This is a genomic window from Enterobacter cloacae complex sp. AR_0002, assembly GCF_001922365.1.
Classification (GTDB): Bacteria; Pseudomonadota; Gammaproteobacteria; order Enterobacterales; family Enterobacteriaceae; genus Enterobacter; species Enterobacter hormaechei_C.
The window spans coordinates 480,457-497,844 of record NZ_CP018814.1 but is presented as its reverse complement, the minus strand read 5'-3'; the positions used below and the strand labels follow the sequence as shown (position 1 = coordinate 497,844).

The 17,388-nt window shown below is 54.2% G+C and carries 17 protein-coding genes; 7 read left to right on the top strand and 10 right to left on the bottom strand.

What is annotated here, in order from left to right; translation table 11 throughout:
- Position 1: 1 nt before the first annotated feature.
- The gene (locus AM329_RS02530; RefSeq protein WP_023314536.1) at positions 2-574 is read left to right on the top strand and encodes a DedA family protein; all 573 of its coding nucleotides are present in this window, start codon (positions 2-4) and stop codon (positions 572-574) included.
- A gap of 50 nt (positions 575-624) precedes the next feature.
- Here AM329_RS02530 and AM329_RS02525 read toward each other — a convergent pair whose 3' ends face one another.
- The 3 genes from AM329_RS02525 to dusC all read right to left on the bottom strand — a co-directional run bounded on the left by AM329_RS02525 (position 625) and on the right by dusC (position 4,126).
- Entirely contained in the window at positions 625-1,389 is a 765-nt protein-coding gene (locus AM329_RS02525; protein ID WP_057979976.1) for an SDR family oxidoreductase, read from the bottom strand.
- 50 nt (positions 1,390-1,439) lie between these two features.
- Positions 1,440-2,858 (bottom strand): multidrug resistance outer membrane protein MdtQ, encoded by a 1,419-nt coding sequence (gene mdtQ, locus AM329_RS02520; RefSeq protein WP_032609692.1) that lies wholly within the window; start codon positions 2,856-2,858, stop codon positions 1,440-1,442.
- 332 nt (positions 2,859-3,190) lie between these two features.
- Positions 3,191-4,126 carry a tRNA dihydrouridine(16) synthase DusC gene (gene dusC / locus AM329_RS02515; RefSeq protein ID WP_003859306.1) on the bottom strand — a complete coding sequence of 312 codons (936 nt, stop codon included), beginning with the start codon at positions 4,124-4,126 and terminating at the stop codon, positions 3,191-3,193.
- A gap of 168 nt (positions 4,127-4,294) precedes the next feature.
- Here dusC and AM329_RS02510 point away from each other — a divergent pair, with 168 nt between their 5' ends.
- The 6 genes from AM329_RS02510 (at position 4,295) to AM329_RS02485 (ending at position 9,151) form a co-directional block, all read left to right on the top strand.
- Positions 4,295-4,690 (top strand): CidA/LrgA family protein, encoded by a 396-nt coding sequence (locus AM329_RS02510; RefSeq protein ID WP_003859308.1) that lies wholly within the window; start codon positions 4,295-4,297, stop codon positions 4,688-4,690.
- On the top strand, positions 4,687-5,382 hold the full coding sequence (locus tag AM329_RS02505; protein ID WP_003859310.1) for a CidB/LrgB family autolysis modulator: 696 nt from the start codon (positions 4,687-4,689) through the stop codon (positions 5,380-5,382). Before AM329_RS02510 ends, AM329_RS02505 begins: the two co-directional genes overlap by 4 nt.
- Before the next feature lie 128 nt (positions 5,383-5,510).
- A complete protein-coding gene (gene cdd / locus AM329_RS02500; protein ID WP_032609693.1) occupies positions 5,511-6,395 on the top strand; it encodes a cytidine deaminase in 885 nt (294 codons plus the stop codon).
- Positions 6,396-6,522: 127 nt separating this feature from the next.
- A complete protein-coding gene (sanA, locus tag AM329_RS02495) occupies positions 6,523-7,233 on the top strand; it encodes an outer membrane permeability protein SanA (protein ID WP_003859314.1) in 711 nt (236 codons plus the stop codon).
- 134 nt (positions 7,234-7,367) lie between these two features.
- A complete protein-coding gene (locus AM329_RS02490) occupies positions 7,368-8,717 on the top strand; it encodes a type II toxin-antitoxin system HipA family toxin (RefSeq protein WP_032609694.1) in 1,350 nt (449 codons plus the stop codon).
- A complete protein-coding gene (locus tag AM329_RS02485) occupies positions 8,714-9,151 on the top strand; it encodes a helix-turn-helix transcriptional regulator (protein WP_003859317.1) in 438 nt (145 codons plus the stop codon). Before AM329_RS02490 ends, AM329_RS02485 begins: the two co-directional genes overlap by 4 nt.
- A gap of 38 nt (positions 9,152-9,189) precedes the next feature.
- Here AM329_RS02485 and mglC read toward each other — a convergent pair whose 3' ends face one another.
- The 7 genes from mglC to AM329_RS02445 form a co-directional block, all read right to left on the bottom strand.
- On the bottom strand, positions 9,190-10,200 hold the full coding sequence (gene mglC, locus AM329_RS02480; RefSeq protein WP_003859318.1) for a galactose/methyl galactoside ABC transporter permease MglC: 1,011 nt from the start codon (positions 10,198-10,200) through the stop codon (positions 9,190-9,192).
- A gap of 15 nt (positions 10,201-10,215) precedes the next feature.
- Positions 10,216-11,736 carry a galactose/methyl galactoside ABC transporter ATP-binding protein MglA gene (gene mglA / locus AM329_RS02475; protein ID WP_003859320.1) on the bottom strand — a complete coding sequence of 507 codons (1,521 nt, stop codon included), beginning with the start codon at positions 11,734-11,736 and terminating at the stop codon, positions 10,216-10,218.
- 79 nt (positions 11,737-11,815) lie between these two features.
- Positions 11,816-12,814 (bottom strand): galactose/glucose ABC transporter substrate-binding protein MglB, encoded by a 999-nt coding sequence (gene mglB, locus AM329_RS02470; RefSeq protein ID WP_003859322.1) that lies wholly within the window; start codon positions 12,812-12,814, stop codon positions 11,816-11,818.
- A 295-nt stretch (positions 12,815-13,109) separates the two neighbouring features.
- Positions 13,110-14,132, bottom strand: coding sequence for an HTH-type transcriptional regulator GalS (galS, locus tag AM329_RS02465; RefSeq protein WP_003859324.1), 1,023 nt, complete (start codon positions 14,130-14,132; stop codon positions 13,110-13,112).
- A 155-nt stretch (positions 14,133-14,287) separates the two neighbouring features.
- Complete coding sequence (gene yeiB, locus AM329_RS02455; protein WP_032609695.1) at positions 14,288-15,445, bottom strand: DUF418 domain-containing protein YeiB; 1,158 nt, start codon at positions 15,443-15,445, stop codon at positions 14,288-14,290.
- An 18-nt stretch (positions 15,446-15,463) separates the two neighbouring features.
- A complete protein-coding gene (folE, locus tag AM329_RS02450) occupies positions 15,464-16,132 on the bottom strand; it encodes a GTP cyclohydrolase I FolE (RefSeq protein WP_003859328.1) in 669 nt (222 codons plus the stop codon).
- Positions 16,133-16,234: 102 nt separating this feature from the next.
- Positions 16,235-17,383: a YbfB/YjiJ family MFS transporter gene (locus AM329_RS02445; RefSeq protein ID WP_032609696.1), complete on the bottom strand. Its 1,149-nt coding sequence runs from the start codon at positions 17,381-17,383 to the stop codon at positions 16,235-16,237.
- Between the last annotated feature and the right edge of the window lie 5 nt (positions 17,384-17,388).

The window sequence follows — 17,388 nt, the reverse complement described above, 5'->3', positions numbered from 1 at the left end:
AATGGATATCAACGGTCTTATTGAACAATATGGATACGCCGCGCTGGTGATCGGCAGCGTGGCGGAAGGCGAAACCATCACGCTGCTGGGCGGGGTGGCCGCACACCAGGGATTGCTGAAATTCTCGCTGGTGGTCGCCGCCGTCGCGTTGGGCGGTATGATTGGCGATCAGCTGCTCTATTTTCTGGGGCTGCGCTTTGGCCCGACGCTTTTGCAACGTTTTGCCAGGCATCAAAAGAAAATTCGCCGTGCTCAGCGGCTTATCCAGCGACGTCCCTGGCTGTTTGTGATTGGCACCCGCTTTATGTACGGTTTTCGCATCATTGGGCCGATACTGATTGGCGCGAGTCGTTTACCACCGAAAATTTTCCTGCCGCTGAACATTCTCGGGGCGATTGCCTGGGCGTTGATTTTCACCACGCTTGGCTACGCGGGTGGCGAAGTGATTGGCCCGTGGCTGCATAACCTCGATCAGCATCTTAAACACTGGGCGTGGTTGATCCTGGTGGTTGTGGCGGTGATTGGGGTACGGCTGTGGCTGAAGCATCGTGAAAAGCGGCGGGATGAAGAGTGAGTTCGGCCTGCGGTCCTCACCCCGGCCCTCTCCCGGGGTGAAGGGAATGCTTATTCCGCTGGCTTAAACTGCGGGTTCGCCAGCATAAAACCCCCATCGACGATAAACGACTGTCCGGTGGTATAGCTGGCGTCGCTGTCGCATAGCCAGGCCACCAGGCTGGCAATTTCTTTGGTATGCCCTGGCCGTGCCAGCGGGATTTCCGGCATTGAGCCTTCTTTCACTTCGCTGTCGTCCATATCATTCATCGGCGTGGCGATCGCACCGGGCGCAACGGCGTTCACCAGAATCTTATTTTTAACCAGCTCCAGCGCCATCGACTTGGTTAACCCGCCCAGCGCATGTTTGGCCGCCGTATAGGCGCTGGCGTCCGGCAATGGCGTATGTTCATGCACCGAGGTGATGTTCACGATCCGCCCCCCTTCCCCCTGCTTCACCATCTGACGCGCCGCGATTTGCGAGCAGAGAAACGCGCCGTCCACGTCAACGGTGAATATGTGCCGCCAGTCGTCAAACGACAGGTCCAGAAATGGCGCTTTGTTCATCGCCCCGGCATTATTAACCAGCACATCCAGCCGCCCGAAACGCGTAATCAGGGTTTCAATGGCCTTTGCGCCTTCCGGTAAATGGCTTAAGTTGAGTTGAATGGCCTCGGCACGCTGCCCGCGCGCTTCAATTTCACGGCAGGTTGCCAGCGCCCCTTCCTCATCTGAGTGCCAGGTCACCCCGATATCAAACCCGCGCTCGGCCAGCATCAGGGCCGTCGTTTTGCCAATTCCTGAATCCGATGCGGTAACAATTGCGACTCGCGTCATACTCACCTCCTGAAAATCTGCAAAGAGGTAAGTATAGATAATGCGCAATGTTAGCCGCGATGATATCCGCCACCCAGCGCGGAGGTGAGCTGGAGCGTGGCATCCACGTACTGACCTTTCAGCATCAACCCGGCAATACGCTCTTTGAGCGCCGGAATTTTTGCTTCACTCACCCGGGAGCTGGCAATGATCCCCGCGCTGAAGCGCGCCTGCGCCAGCGCGACGACGCGCGCCGCATCTTTTTCGATCTGCTGCTGGTGCTGATTTTTGGCGGTCAGCGTTTCCACTTCGCTGGCCGTCCGGGCGACCTGGTTTACGGCATCTACCACGGCCTTGTTGTAGTTCGCCACGGAGAGGTTGTTTTGCGCCTGGGCGATATCCAGGTTCGCATTCAACCGACCGCTGTCAAAAATTGGCAGCGTCAGCCCCGCGGTTACGCCCATTTGCTGCGCAGATGAGCGGAACAGGTCGCTCAGGTGCAATGCATCCTGCTGCAAAAACGCCATCAAATTGATGTCAGGGTAGAACGCGGCTCTGGCGGCATCGACTTCGCTCATGGATGCTTCGATATACCAGTGCGCCTCCTGCAAATCCGGGCGCCGAGCCAGCAGTTCATAACCGAGCGTTGATGGCAGCGATGCCTCTGCGTCAGGTAAGGCATGCCGTGCGAGCGTGACTGAAGGGGTATTGGTCAACGCATTCAGACGCGCCTCAATGGCCTTCATTTTGCCGTGCACGTCAGCGAGCTGTTCATCGGTTTTGCTGGCACTGATATCCGTTTCAACCCCTTCCACCGAGGAGGTAATGCCGTGCTGATAAAGCTCCCTATCGGCACCGATGATATTTTCCTGCTCCCGTTTGATCTGCGCGAGCACGTCACCCACCGCGGCCTCGGTCTGCCAGTCCCAGTACAGCCGCGCGACGCTGCTGGCGAGCAGCTGGCGGGTCTGCTCCAGCTCCGCTTTTTGCGCATTCACCTTACCGATGCGGGCCTCAATTTGGGCGCGGTTTTTACCCCATAAATCCAGATCCCAACCCGCCGTCAGACCAAAGGTGCCGTTGGTATACCAGGGGCCGGTGGTCCCCGCTGCCGGGTCGGTCAGTGCAAATGGCCCCATCAACCCCTCTGCCGACATCTTTTGCCGTTCCACATCTGCGGAAAAATCCATTTGTGGACCCTCAGCAGCGACAGCGGCTTTCGCCTGTGCTTCCGCCAGGGTGATACGCTGACGGGCAATTTGCATATCCGGCGCATCCGCCAGCGCTTTGTCGATCAGCGCGTTGAGCTGGGGGTCGTTAAAGTCTTTCCACCATTCGCTTTTTGGCCAGTCGGCATGACGCAGTTGGGTATTTACAGTTGCGGCGGCGGCTTGCGTTTTTACTGGTGACACCGTGGCATGTTCCGGCGCGCAGGCGGCCAGCATAAAAACAAGAGGAGCACTCAGAGATAAAGTAAGAGAACGTTTCATTACGCCATGAACTCAAAAAAAATAAAGGCGCAACTTACGCTTACTGACGTTCCGTTTTTTAGTAACGCGTGGCAATCCGCATATTGTTATACATTTTCATATCCGGAAATTTATTCCCCAAGACAATGAGTTAATTTCATGTATTCATGCTAATTATGAATTGACTGCTACACTTACTTCGACAGACATACGCAGGAGAGGCGAATGAAAATATTATTGTGGGTTATTTTGATTATATTTCTGATAGGGCTGCTGGTGGTAACCGGCGTATTCAAGATGATTTTCTGATTCCGTTGCCCGGCTCCGCGCCGGGCAAACTCTTCACACTTCGCTCAGGACTTCGACTGGATCACCCGGGCAATATCCGCAGACGTCTGTAGGGTACGGATCTCCTGAAATAATCCCAGCGCGTCGTCGTACTCTTTACGCAAATAACTCAGCCACTGTTTAATGCGCGCGACGTGATACAAGCCGGTATCGCCCTGCTTTTCCAGCCGCGTGTATTTTTGCAGTAGTTTCACCACATCCGCCCACGGCATCCGCGGTTCATTATATTTCACCACCCGGCTGAGGTTCGGCACGTTCAGCGCACCGCGGCCAATCATCACGGCATTACAGCCGGTCTCTTTGAGGCAGGCCTGCGCGCTCTCGTAATCCCAGATTTCGCCGTTGGCAATCACCGGAATCGTAAGCCGTTTGCGGATCTCGCCAATCGCCTGCCAGTTAATGCGCTCGGCTTTATAACCATCCTCTTTGGTTCGCCCGTGCACCACCAGCTCGGTGGCGCCCGCCTGCTGCACCGCGTCAGCAATTTCAAACTGCTTATCGCCGCTGTCCCATCCCAGACGGACTTTGACCGTCACCGGCAGATGCGATGGCACTGCCTCACGCATGGCCTTTGCGCCGCGATAAATCAGCTCCGGATCTTTAAGTAGCGTCGCCCCCCCGCCGCTGCCGTTGACCAGCTTTGACGGACAGCCGCAGTTAAGATCGACGCCGTACGAACCAAGCGCTACCGCGCGGGCGGCGTTTTCAGCCAGCCACTCAGGATACTGGCCGAGCAGCTGGACGCGCACCAGCGTACCGGACGGCGTGCGGCTCTGACGATGCAGTTCCGGACAGAGACGATAAAATGATTTTTCTGGCAGCAACATATCGACCACGCGCAGAAACTCCGTCACGCAGAGATCGTAATCGTTCACCTCGGTAAGCAGCTCGCGCACGAGAGAGTCGAGCACGCCTTCCATCGGGGCCAGTAAAACACGCATTCTGAGTACCTGTGAAAAAAGACGCGCTATAGTAGCTGCTCTCTATGTATGTTGAAAGCCCGGCGTTCCATTCCGGAATGTCTGATATGCCCAAAATTCATGATGTGATCCGTGGCACATTTTCAGGTTTAATTGTATGATGAATACGTCTCAGCAAGGACTTTCACCATGAGCAAATCACTGAATACTATCTGGCAATACCTTCGCGCCTTCGTCCTCATTTATGCCTGCCTGTACGCCGGCATTTTTATCGCTTCGCTGCTGCCGATTACGATACCCGGCAGCATTATCGGCATGCTGATCCTGTTTGTACTGCTGGCATTACAGGTGCTGCCCGCAAAATGGGTCAACCCAGGGTGCTTCGTTCTCATTCGCTACATGGCCCTGCTTTTTGTGCCTATCGGCGTTGGGGTTATGCAGTATTACGATGTGCTTAAAGCGCAGTTCGGCCCGATTGTGGTCTCCTGCGCCATCAGTACGCTGGTGGTTTTCCTGGTCGTCAGCTGGAGTTCACACATTGTGCATGGCGAACGTAAGGTCGTCGGGGAGAAAACAAAAAAATGATGGCGAATATCTGGTGGTCCCTGCCGTTAACCCTGGTGGTGTTCTTTGCTGCGCGTAAGCTTGCGGTGCGTTTCAAAATGCCGTTGCTCAACCCGCTGCTGGTCGCCATGGTGGTGATTATTCCTTTTCTGCTGCTCACCGGCATTTCTTATGAGCGTTACTTCGCCGGGAGCAAGATCCTTAACGATTTGTTGCAGCCTGCCGTGGTGGCGCTGGCGTTTCCTTTATATGAGCAACTGCATCAGATCCGCGCGCGCTGGAAATCCATCATAACCATCTGCTTCGTGGGGAGCCTTGTTGCGATGATCACCGGCACCTCGGTGGCCTTAATGATGGGCGCATCGCCGCAGATCGCCGCCTCTATCCTGCCTAAATCCGTCACCACGCCGATTGCCATGGCCGTGGGCGGCAGCATCGGGGGCATTCCGGCCATCAGCGCCGTGTGCGTGATTTTCGTCGGTATCCTGGGCGCGGTGTTTGGTCATACGCTGCTGAATATCATGAAAATTCGTACCAAAGCGGCACGCGGTCTGGCGATGGGTACCGCCTCGCACGCGCTGGGCACCGCACGCTGCGCGGAACTGGATTATCAGGAAGGGGCATTCAGCTCGCTGGCGCTGGTGATCTGCGGGATTATCACTTCCCTGGTCGCGCCGTTTATCTTCCCGATTATTCTGGCAGTAATGGGCTAAAATTTGCGATGCGTCGCGCAAATTTCATTTTCATTTCATAAGTTGCACACATAATGAGATTTGGATCACATATAAAGGCCGTACGGCTCCGTACACTACCGATCCATTAACCTTGATGAGGCAACGTCATGCATCCACGTTTTCAAGCTGCTTTCTCTCAGCTTGCAGAGAATTTGCAATCAGCCCTGGCTCCGGTTCTGGCGGATGCGCATTTCCCCGCCCTGCTGACGGCAGATCAGGTCACGACGCTTAAACAGGCAACGGGGCTGGACGAAGACGCGCTGGCTTTCGCCCTGCTGCCCCTGGCGGCTGCCTGCGCCCGCGCTGACCTTTCCCATTTTAACGTAGGCGCAATTGCGCGCGGTGTGAGCGGGACCTGGTACTTCGGCGGAAACATGGAGTTTCTCGGTGCGACCATGCAGCAAACCGTCCATGCGGAGCAGAGCGCCATCAGTCACGCCTGGCTACGCGGCGAAAAAGCCCTGCGCGCCATCACCGTCAACTATACCCCTTGCGGCCACTGCCGCCAGTTTATGAATGAGCTGAACAGCGGTCTTGAACTGCGTATCAACCTGCCGGGACGCGCACCGCATACGCTGCGTGATTACCTGCCGGATGCTTTCGGCCCGAAAGATCTTGAGATCAAAACCCTGCTGATGGACGAGCAGGACCACTGTTATGCGCTCTCAGGGGATGAGCTGAGCGAAGCGGCCATTGCCGCCGCCAATAAAAGCCACACGCCATACAGCAAATCTCCAAGCGGCGTCGCCCTTCAGTGCCGCGACGGCCGCATCTTCACCGGCAGTTACGCAGAGAACGCCGCGTTTAACCCGACGCTGCCTCCGCTTCAGGGCGCCCTGAACCTGCTTAGCCTGAACGGGTATGACTACCCGGATATTCAGCGCGCAATCCTGGCTGAAAAGGCCGATGCGCCGCTGATCCAGTGGGACGCGACCGCAGCCACGCTGAAAGCGCTGGGCTGTTCAACCATTGACCGCGTGCTGCTGGCATAATCTGTTCGGCGGGCAGAGTTGCCCGCCAGTCTGACGAAAAACCCCTCAGTTGAATCGCTGTTTCTTGCGCTAACCAGGCGGGTACAGTAGCCTGAGGGAAATTTCATCATCGGTACGAGCCATCTGCATGTTAAAGCGCGTGTTTTACAGCCTGTCTGTCCTGGTCGGCATACTGCTGTTGATCGTGCTGGGTCTCGACCGCTGGATGAGCTGGAAAACAGCCCCCTACATTTTTGATGACCTACAGGACCTCCCCTACCGTCAGGTTGGCGTGGTGCTTGGCACCGCCAAGTATTACCGCACCGGCGTCATAAATCAGTATTACCGGTATCGTATTCAGGGCGCGCTGAACGCCTATAACAGCGGCAAGGTGAACTATCTGCTGTTGAGCGGCGATAACGCGCTGCAAAGCTATAACGAGCCGGTGACGATGCGCAAAGATCTGATTGCCGCAGGCGTCGACCCGGCCGATATCGTGCTCGACTACGCCGGATTCCGCACGCTTGATTCCATCGTGCGTACCCGCAAGGTGTTCGACACCAATGATTTCATCATCATTACCCAGCGTTTCCACTGCGAGCGGGCGCTGTTTATCGCCCTGCATATGGGCATTCAGGCGCAGTGTTATGCGGTGCCATCGCCAAAAGATATGCTGAGCGTGCGCGTGCGTGAGTTTGGCGCCCGTTTCGGCGCGCTGGCTGACCTGTACCTGTTCAAACGTGAACCGCGCTTTTTAGGCCCGCTGGTGCCGATCCCAACGATGCACGAAGTGCCGGAGGATGCGCAGGGTTATCCGGCGGTAACGCCAGAGCAGTTGCTGGAAATTCAGAAGAAGTAATCCAGATCTACAGTGCGTGATATAAAACGCATTACTCTCTTTTTAGATACCTAATGAGTGATATAAGTAGCAATACTTGTTTATATCACTGACTATGAGTAATATTTTACACATTGTCGCGTTATGGAGGTGAGATGGAGACGTTAACCGTACAGGCATATCTGAACGAAACATGGACGGATATCGCTCTCATCAAATATCCTGGAAGTGAAAAAAATGACTGGAATATCACGCAGTTAGACTATCTTACTGAGTATGCGATTAATTTTCTCGACTATGATGATTTTCACGCAGTCTCAGTCAATCACCCTGTATCACTCTTTTTTGATGACCATGGCCAACCGGGCTGGCTGCGATTTATCGACGATATCATTCCCGCCGGAGCAAGCCGCCGTTACTGGATTAATGCGCTCGACATCAGTGAGTTACCCGTTGGCCAGCAAAATTTCTTATTGCTGAAATTTGGCACAATGTCCCCTGTGGGGAATTTGCGCATAAAGGAATCCGTCCCAGAATGGAATAAATTCGCCAGCACTAAAACGTTTACGGTTGCGGACGTCATCGATCGTGCGGCCGATTTTCTGGATTATGCCCAGGAAAGAGGCGCGGCGGCGGGTGGTGCAACCGGTGCTGGCGGTGAAGCGCCTAAACTTTTGCTGCGCTGTAGTGAAACTGATGCCATCTGGATCGATACCTGGCAAAACGAGCCGGATAACCGGGACCGCTATTATTTGGTTAAATATCCACGCGGTAACAGGACAGAAGTGGATTGTAATATTCTGCGAGCTGAATTCCATTATTATCATGAGATTAACGCGATGGGTTTTTCCACGATCCCAGTGGAAACAATGCGCCTTGAAGAAGGTAGCCATTACCCGTCTCTGTGGTTACCGCGTTTCGACATAGTGAGAAATGAGCAGGACCAACTGGTCAGGCTGGGTATGGAATCGGTGTATTCGCTATTACAAAAGGCACCCGGCACCCTCCTTGATCATGAGACAACGTTGCGCGCGTTAATTAATAAAATCACCTCCAGCCATATGGTCCAGCAGCAGGGTTATCATTTTGATATTCCGGGATTTGTAACAGAATGGGTGCGTCGCGATCTGCTAAATATTATTTTTGGAAATAGTGACAACCATGGGCGAAATACCGCCTTTGTGAAGGCTGAAAATCAAATTATGCTCTCCCCTGTATATGACTTTGCGCCGATGAAAGCCGATCCTGAAGGGATACCAAGAACCCTGAAGTGGTCATTATCTTGCGAATCAGGGGGGGATTATAATTTCAACACTATCGCACAAACGCTGGCGGAGTGGATCCCTCCCGCAACATTACTTGATGCTCTGCATGAAACAGCCGTTCAGCTTATTGATCTCCCGGAAAGGCTGGCGGCGCGAGGCGTTCCCGAACAGATAATGGAAATGCCCGCGATGGGTTTTCGCTACATCCCGGATAAACTTTCCCGTTGGGGTTTATTATGAAAACACCTAATGAAGCTGAATCAGAGCTTTTACAGACATTAGCTCAAGTACGCAGCGTAAATAAAAAGCGACATCATGACGAGGCGGAAGAGCCGGATAAGCCATCGGTAGTGAAGAGGCAACGCGTTACACAAGGCTTAACGCGGATTAGTACTCTCGATCGCCAGGCTGTACTGCATGCAGCCATACGGGACATTTTGCTGGGGAAAATCACACAGGGAGAGGCGCTGAAAAGGCTCAGGGTCGAGGTGTTAGGGCTGAAGCAGGATGAATATGCAAAGCTGGTCAGCGTATCCCGGAAAACATTGTCGGATGTAGAAAATAACAGAGGCAATTATTCCGCTGACGTCATAAATAAAATCTTTAAACCCTTTGGGCTTCAAACCGGACTAGTGCCCGTTTCAAAATCGCTTATCGCTTCACTTTTCTCATAAAAAAACCCGCATCGCTGCGGGTTCTTTCATTCCAGCGCTTATTTCTTACGCGCGTACTTCAGTGAATCCAGGGCAACTGCGAAGATGATGATCGCACCCTTGATAATGTACTGCCAGTACGGGTTCACACCGATGTAGGTCAGGCCGTAGTTGATAACGGTGAAGATGATCACACCGGTCACCACGCCCAGCACGGTACCCACGCCGCCGCTGAAGGAGACGCCGCCAACCACGCAGGCCGCAATCGCATCCAGTTCGTACATAAAGCCGAGGTTGTTGGTTGCAGAGCCGATACGGCCTGCTTCCAGCATCCCGCCGAAGGCGTAGAAGACCCCGGACAGGGCATAAATCATCAGCAGGTTCAGAGCCACGTTGACCCCGGAGACTTTCGCCGCTTCCGGGTTACCGCCGATAGCAAAGATGTTTTTACCGAAGCGGGTTTTGTTCCACAGGATCCAGACGAATGCCACCGCAATCAGCGCATAGAAGGTGATATAGGAGAGACGGAAGCTGCCGAGCGCAACAAACCCCTGCGTGAAGGTCGAGAAGCCGCTGTCGAAGCCAGATATTGGAGACGCGCCGACGAAATCGTAATACAGGGAGTTGATACCATAAACGATGATCATCGTGCCAAGCGTAGTGATGAATGGCGTCACGTTCAGGTAAGCAATGATGATGCCGTTAATCAGGCCAATTACCGCGCCGATGGCACACACGATCAGGATCACCACGAAAATCGGCATGGTCGCCATCTCCGGGAATACCTTGTTGGCGTTTTCCATCGACTGCAACAGGGTCGCCGCAATGACCGCCGCCAGACCCACCTGGCGCCCTGCCGAAAGGTCAGTCCCCTGGGTAACGATAAGTCCCGCCACGCCAAGCGCGATAATAATACGTACGGAAGACTGGGTCAGAATGTTACTCAAGTTCAGCAGACTTAAGAACGTAGGGTCCTGGAAAATAATAATCGCCAGCAAGACTAAAAGAACAACGTAAATACCGCCTTCTTTCAGATAAGTGAGAAAACTTTTTTTATTTAACGCACTCATGAGGAGCCCCTGATCTTAAAGGTGCAAAGACGCAAGACGCAAAATTTCGTTTTGCGTTGTCGTTTTGGTTTCAACAATACCGGCAACGAGACCATTGCTCATAACCAGAATACGGTCTGTGATCCCTAACAATTCCGGCATTTCGGAAGAAATAATAATGATCCCTTTATCTTTTTTCGCCAGCTCTGCGATAAGCTGATAAATCTCGAATTTTGCACCCACGTCGATACCGCGCGTAGGTTCATCCAGCATCAGAATTTCAGGCTGGGTTAATAGCCAGCGACCAATAATGACTTTCTGCTGGTTTCCTCCCGAAAGTGAGCCAATTTGCGTGCGGTGGCCCGGCGTTTTCACGCGCATGGAGTCAATCACCCACTGGGTATCGCTCTTCATGCGGGAATTATCCAGCAGCCCGACCTTGTTTTTGTAATTGCGAATATTAGAAATTAACGAGTTAAAGTTAATATCCAGATAAGCGTAAATACCGGTGGAACGACGCTCTTCCGTCACCAGCGCAAAGCCATTATTAATGGCTTCGTTGGCGTTGTGGTTGTTGATCTTCTTACCGTGCAGCGTAATGGTGCCTTCGGCTTTCTCACGGATACCAAACAGGGTTTCCACGATATCGGTGCGCTTAGCGCCCACCAGCCCTGCGATGCCAAGGATCTCCCCCTTGTGCAGATCGAAAGAGACATCGCGGATAGACGGCTGACGCAGCGAGGTCAGGTTACGCACCTCCAGAATCACTTCGCCTGGCTTGTTTTCTTTATCCGGGAAGCGCTGGTTCAGAGAACGGCCAACCATCATGGCGATGATCTTGTCCATGTCCAGCCCTTCCAGCGGCTGGGTGGCAATCCACTGACCGTCGCGCAGGATGGTGATTTCATCGCACAGCTGGAAGATCTCTTCCATTTTATGTGAGATATAGACAATGCCACAGCCGCGATCTTTCAGCTTACGAATAATGGTAAAAAGGTGGTTAACCTCTTTTTCCGTTAATGACGATGTCGGTTCATCCATGATCACAATTTTCGCATCATAGGAGAACGCTTTGGCAATTTCGATCATCTGCATCTGGGAAACGGATAATGTCCCGACGCGGGCGCGCGGGTCGATATCAATATCCAGCTCATCAAAAATGGCTTTGGTGTCGCGATACATTTTATCCTGATCGACAAAGACACCTTTGGTTGGATAACGACCCAACCACATATTATCCATAACTGAACGTTGCAGGACCAGGTTTAATTCCTGGTGTACCATCGAGATACCGTTCTCCAGCGCTTCTTTCGCTGAATGGAAGTCGATCTCTTTTCCCTGAAAAAGAATGCTGCCAGAATCTTTTTGATAGATCCCAAAAAGGCATTTTAATAATGTTGATTTACCCGCACCGTTTTCACCCATTAATGCATGAATAGAGTGAGGACGAACTTTTAAATTAACATTATCGAGCGCCTTAACACCGGGGAATGACTTATTGACACCGGTCATTTCCAACAAGTATTCACCGGACGACTGAGTAGTTGTGCTGACCATAATTATACCTTGTTGGCCTCGCATATCGCGTTATAAAAGGGCGCAACGAATTGCGCCCAGTGAAGACAATGCAGATAACTTATTTACCGATAAACTCAGCCAGGTTGGACTGGTCTACGCCCACGTAAGGAACGCGAACGATTTTGTTGTCAACTTTCCAGTTAGTCCCGTCAGCGGCACCTTTACCATCGGCCAGGTTTTTCGCCAGATCGAAGGTGGCTTTCGCCTGGTTGTTGGCATCGTTCAGTACGGTACCGGCCATAGCGCCAGATTTCACCAGCGCCAGCGCTTCTGGCAGGGCATCCACACCGAATACAGGAATCGCGGATTTGTTGTGTGCTTTCAGCGCTTCTACCGCACCCATTGCCATCGCATCGTTGTTGGCAATGACCACTTCAATTTTGTTGGCGTTAGGGCCGGACAGCCACGCGTCCATCTTATCTTTCGCCTGAGCGGTATCCCACATTGCGGTGTCTAACGCCAGCTGCTGGGTTTTAAGGCCCTTGTCGTTCAGCTCTTTAATAACGTAGGTGGTACGTGCTTCAGCATCTGGATGGCCCGGTTCGCCTTTCAGCAGAACGAACTGAATCTGACCATCTTTGTTCAGATCCCAGTTTGGGTTCGCCGCCCAGTGTTTCGCAATCAGATCGCCCTGGATAATCCCGGACTCTTTGGAGTCGGTACCCACGTAATACGCTTTGTCGTAGCTGTCCAGCGCTTTACGGGAAGGTTCTTTGTTGAAGAAGACAATTGGCACGTTCTGGCCGCGCGCTTTCTCGATCACCGTGCCTGCCGCAGCCGGGTCAACCAGGTTAATAGCCAGCGCTTTCACGCCTTTTGCCAGAAGAACGTCAATCTGATCGTTCTGTTTGGACTGGTCATTCTGGGAGTCATTCATCAGCAGCTGCACGTCTGGCGCTGATTTAGCATCTTTTTCAATTGCTTTACGCACAACGGACATGAAGTTATCGTCGTATTTATAGATAGTCACGCCAATACGGGTATCCGCTGCGTGTGCTGCTGCGCCAAAAAGCATGCTTGCCATGACAGCAGACAGAGTCAACACCTTCTTATTCATGGTATCTCCGGTTTTTTTTATGCAGGGTAGTTCTTGTGAAAAACGGTCGGCGGGCAGATGTTAATAAAACGTTACTGAACGCCGAAGTTCACTTATAAAATGTCCAGCTTCCGTGTTCGGTAACGCTCCAGAAATGCGTTTTATTCGTTGTTTGAGGCATGGTGATAACGGTAAAAGTGAATAATCACCGTTACATTGTGTTTCAGCCCCTAAAACGCTGACATCATAGACAGCGGCTTGTTAAGATACTGTGAATTTACTCACAGATTGAAAACGGTTACATCACGTGATGTTATCAGTTAGTGATCGGAGCCACAGTTTGCCGGATAGCGACCGAATGGCGGCGTACTAAAGTCGGCATAAAACAATGCGTTGCGTCCGGATCTAACAGCCCAGCCGCCCCCTGTAACGCCAGCTCTGTCGCCAGTTTCGCCATCGACGCAATGGGATAACGTACCGTTGTCAGCTGCGGATCGGTGTAACGGGCAATCGGGATATCATCAAAACCGATCAGCGATAAATGCTGCGGCACCGCAATGCCATTATCTTTCAGCGCGGTAAGCGCACCTGCCGCCATGCTGTCGTTATAGGCAAACACGGCCGTCAGCTGAAGATTACGCCCCAGCAGTTCAACCATTGCCGCTTCACCGCCCTGCATGTCCGGCGAACCGGTACCTACCCAGCTCTCCAGCGGCGCAATGCCCTGCTCTTTCAGGGCGTTTTGCCAGCCCTCGCGGCGCATCATGTCGTCTTCAATACCGTGGCTGGAAGCCAGATAACCTATGCGCTGATGGCCGTTGCTGATGAGCATCCGCGTCGCCATCATCGCGCCGCTGATGTTATCCAGACCGACGCAGCGATGCGCGTAGCCGGGGACGATACGGTTGATCAGCACCATGCCGGGGATCTGCTCCATAAACCCGGCCAGCTCTTCATCGCTCAGGGCTTTTGAGTGCACAATCAGGGCGTTACAGCGCTGGCGGATCAGTACCTCAATGGCATAACGCTCTTTTTCAGCCTCGTGATAGCTGTTGCCAATCAGCACGTATTTCTGGTGCTGCTGGGCAACCACATCCACCGCTTTGACCAGCGCGCCGAAGAAAGCGTCCGACACGTCCATCACCACTACGCCAATGGTATCGCTGACCTGCGTCGCCAGCGCCTGGGCATTGGCGTTTGGCCGGTACCCCAGCTGGGTCACGGCTTTCATCACGGTTTCACGCGTTTCAGGGCTGACCAGCGCACTGTTGTTCAGCACACGGGAGACAGTAGCAACAGAAACACCCGCCTGGCGGGCGACGTCACGAATGGTGATCATATTCACCACCCTTTAAAGGATTGCAGCAACTCACAGACACCCCCTGTGTTTAGCAAGGTGGCTATTCTGGCAGCGAGAGAGAGGAGACTACGTGAAGAAGCTCACACAGATGAAAACGCTTACATCCGTTTTGTTAATGATTGTGATCCAGATCGTTATCTGGATGTATTACGCAATGACACGCCCGAAGCACGAGCGGTTAACTGTCGCCATGCCCATTCCAGCGGGCCCTGACGGAAAAAACGCAGCCAGACAACTGAAAACACCACGTTAACAATCCAGACCGGAATAACAAACGCCAGCAGCGTCAGGCGATCGAATTTCATAAACAGGCCGAATCGGTAGAAAAGCGTGGTGCATATCAGCGTTTGCAGGATGTAATTGCTTAACGCCATCCGCCCGACGCAGGCCACCGCACTGACGATCCACAGGCGAGAAAGCTGGGGCCAGAAGCCATAGATCAGCGCCGCATAGCCAATGGTCTGGAACGGCGCGCTCAGTTCGCGCGGCACCTGCAACAGGAACGCACACCAACGGTAATCCCATTGTAGATGCCACTGCATCATCACCGCCGGAAGGTTGATGATCACGCCGAGCAGCACCAGCCCTGCACCCGTACGACGATAGTGTCGCAGGCTAAATTTCCCTTTCAGCCAGCCGGTGCGCATCAGGGCTGCACCCATCAGCATCATCCCCGCCAGCTGCCAGCCGTATTGCGCGCCCAGCGCCAGCAGGTTATCGCCGAGCATATCGGCCCGGTTGCCGATCGCTTCCATGCCGCCTTTCAGCTTCCAGAACTGCTCATATTGCAGGTTGGCCGCATCCGGGATCCATGAACGACTGGTGGAATCATCGGCAATCATGCCAAGCAGCAATAACACGGCCAGTCCCATGACATAGAGCATCACGCCGGTGTTAAACAGGCTTTTCACACCGGGTGCGTCGCGGATCAGCCGCCAGCAAATCAGGCCCACCAGACCATACGCGAGCAGAATATCGCCGTCCCAGAAAAGCAGCCCGTGAATAAAACCGAGGATAACCAGCAGCGTTAAACGCGACTGGATCCAGCGCGTACCGCGTTTGAGCAGAAGCTGAAGTCCCGCGCCAAACAGAAGCGCAAAGAGGGTCAGGAATTTAACCTGTGCAAAGAGATCGAGGATTGCCCACGTCCAGGCGTCGCTACGCGTGATGTCGCCATACCACGCAGGATTCAGATAGGCGGCCTTCGGCAGACCGAAGGCGCTGATATTCAGCAGCAGGATACCGAGAATGGCGACGCCGCGAACAAAATCGAGCGTGACGTTTCGCTCCATGGTCCCTGCCCTGTCTGATTAGTTGTGGTGACGCACGGCGCGCAGGAACTCCTGGCGGGTGTTCTGGCTCGATTTGAACAGGCCGCCCAGCGAAGTGGTGGTGGTTGCGCTGGTAGCATCACGCACGCCGCGCGCTTTCACGCAGTAGTGCACCGCGTCGATAGACACAGCCACATTGTTAGTCCCCAACAGGGTTTGCAGTGCGGTCAGGATCTGCTGCGTCAGACGTTCCTGCACCTGCGGACGCTGGGCAAAGAACTGCACGATGCGGTTGATCTTGGACAGGCCAATGACCGTATCTTTTGGAATATAGGCCACCGTTGCTTTACCATCGATGGTCACAAAGTGATGCTCGCAGGTGCTGGTCAGCGTGATATCGCGTACCGTCACCATCTCATCGACCTTCATCTTATTTTCAATGACGGTGATTTTCGGGAAGTTCGCGTAATCCAGGCCGGAGAAAATTTCGTCGACGTACATCTTCGCGATGCGGTGCGGCGTCTCCATCAGGCTGTCGTCGCTCAGATCGAGATTCAGCAGTTGCATGATCTCCGTCATATGGCCGGCGATCAGACGCTTGCGGGTAACATTGTCCAGCTCCTGCACGGGCGGGCGCAGTGGCGTTTCAAGACCGCGCGCAACCAGCGCTTCATGGACAAGGGCTGCTTCTTTACTGAGTGATGACATTCTTTTCTCCTGCAGGTGTGGCGTCTTTTGCCCTCGTTGTGGCAAAAGTGTGCGCTCATTGTGCGTGAGGCGACGCACATAATCCAGTATTCACGACGATAATTATTGCAATTGCTGTTGCCTTTCAGCCTGACGGTTCCAGACTAACGCTCCGCCAACGAACAGCGCGATCCCCGCCAGCCCCAGCGCAGGTTCCAGACGGTGCGTGAGCCAGGTCGACAGAGCCGACGTGACCGGACCCACCAGCTGACCAATGGCATACCCGGTGGTGAGCAGCCCCGCCATGTAACGCGTGTGGTCTGGCGCCAGCTCGCGACCGTACAGAAGAGAGAGCTGCACGGCGCAGAGGAACCCGCCGCCCACCAGCAGCCCACCCGTCAGCAAGCCGCCTATGCCCGGCAGCAACCAGGCCGCCAGCACGCCAATCCCCTGTAACCAAAGAACAATCGCCAGCCTGCGGTTAGCGCTTGATGTATGCCGCAGGGCAATGCTGAGCGCAATCCCCACCACCGAGGCGGCGCCAAATATTGGCCAGACAAACTGGGCAAACAGGCTGCCGGGAAAACGCACCGCCGCCATTTGCGATAAAAAGGTCGCCGGGAGGATATAGCCGAACCCTGCCAGGCTGTAGCTCCAGACCAGACGCCTGAGATCCGCAGTCAGCAGCAACGGCTCAGGCGCGGTATCAGGGCGATGAAGCTGACCTGCGCGCGGCAGGTAGCGCGCCACCAGTACGATCAGCACCAGCGCCAGTACGCCGTAGATTTGCCATGCCGCCCCGGCGGACAAGGATTTCGCCTGAATATAGACCGCCAGCAGGCCGCTCAGGGCGATGCCGGCCCCGGGTCCGGCAAAGACGGCCGCACTGAGTCCCGGTTTGCCCAGCTGCCCCAGCCGCTCGTTGGTCCAGGCGGCAATCAGCACCATCGACCAGCTGCTCATGCAGCCGATCACAAAGCGCAGCAGACCGTGAACAACGGCATTCTCTGCCGCCGCGGAGAGCAGCGTCAGCGCCACCGCACCGGTGATGCCAAGCCAGAGACGTGTTTCAACGAAGCGATGGGCGCGCATGGCATCCCATGCCCCTACCAGATAGCCCAGATAGTTCATTGCCGCCACCAGCCCCGCGCTGGTAAGCGTGAGTTGCCCGGCGGCTATCATCAGCGGCACCTGAGGTGTGAAGGCGAAGCGTCCTATCCCCATCGCCACGACCAGAACCACAAATCCGCTGAGCGCGATACGCAGCGCCATGATCG

What these genes read in the sequence shown, in the direction of transcription:
- AM329_RS02505 (WP_003859310.1), top strand. Translation starts at nt 4,687, where the DNA reads ATGATGGCGAATATCTGGTGGTCCCTGCCGTTAACCCTGGTGGTGTTC.
- AM329_RS02525 (WP_057979976.1), bottom strand. Translation starts at nt 1,389, where the DNA reads ATGACGCGAGTCGCAATTGTTACCGCATCGGATTCAGGAATTGGCAAA.
- mdtQ (WP_032609692.1), bottom strand. Translation starts at nt 2,858, where the DNA reads ATGAAACGTTCTCTTACTTTATCTCTGAGTGCTCCTCTTGTTTTTATG.
- mglC (WP_003859318.1), bottom strand. Translation starts at nt 10,200, where the DNA reads ATGAGTGCGTTAAATAAAAAAAGTTTTCTCACTTATCTGAAAGAAGGC.
- AM329_RS02530 (WP_023314536.1), top strand. Translation starts at nt 2, where the DNA reads ATGGATATCAACGGTCTTATTGAACAATATGGATACGCCGCGCTGGTG.
- dusC (WP_003859306.1), bottom strand. Translation starts at nt 4,126, where the DNA reads ATGCGTGTTTTACTGGCCCCGATGGAAGGCGTGCTCGACTCTCTCGTG.
- sanA (WP_003859314.1), top strand. Translation starts at nt 6,523, where the DNA reads ATGTTAAAGCGCGTGTTTTACAGCCTGTCTGTCCTGGTCGGCATACTG.
- folE (WP_003859328.1), bottom strand. Translation starts at nt 16,132, where the DNA reads ATGTCATCACTCAGTAAAGAAGCAGCCCTTGTCCATGAAGCGCTGGTT.
- mglA (WP_003859320.1), bottom strand. Translation starts at nt 11,736, where the DNA reads ATGGTCAGCACAACTACTCAGTCGTCCGGTGAATACTTGTTGGAAATG.
- cdd (WP_032609693.1), top strand. Translation starts at nt 5,511, where the DNA reads ATGCATCCACGTTTTCAAGCTGCTTTCTCTCAGCTTGCAGAGAATTTG.
- AM329_RS02485 (WP_003859317.1), top strand. Translation starts at nt 8,714, where the DNA reads ATGAAAACACCTAATGAAGCTGAATCAGAGCTTTTACAGACATTAGCT.
- yeiB (WP_032609695.1), bottom strand. Translation starts at nt 15,445, where the DNA reads ATGGAGCGAAACGTCACGCTCGATTTTGTTCGCGGCGTCGCCATTCTC.
- AM329_RS02510 (WP_003859308.1), top strand. Translation starts at nt 4,295, where the DNA reads ATGAGCAAATCACTGAATACTATCTGGCAATACCTTCGCGCCTTCGTC.
- galS (WP_003859324.1), bottom strand. Translation starts at nt 14,132, where the DNA reads ATGATCACCATTCGTGACGTCGCCCGCCAGGCGGGTGTTTCTGTTGCT.
- mglB (WP_003859322.1), bottom strand. Translation starts at nt 12,814, where the DNA reads ATGAATAAGAAGGTGTTGACTCTGTCTGCTGTCATGGCAAGCATGCTT.
- AM329_RS02490 (WP_032609694.1), top strand. Translation starts at nt 7,368, where the DNA reads ATGGAGACGTTAACCGTACAGGCATATCTGAACGAAACATGGACGGAT.
- AM329_RS02445 (WP_032609696.1), bottom strand. Translation starts at nt 17,383, where the DNA reads ATGGCGCTGCGTATCGCGCTCAGCGGATTTGTGGTTCTGGTCGTGGCG.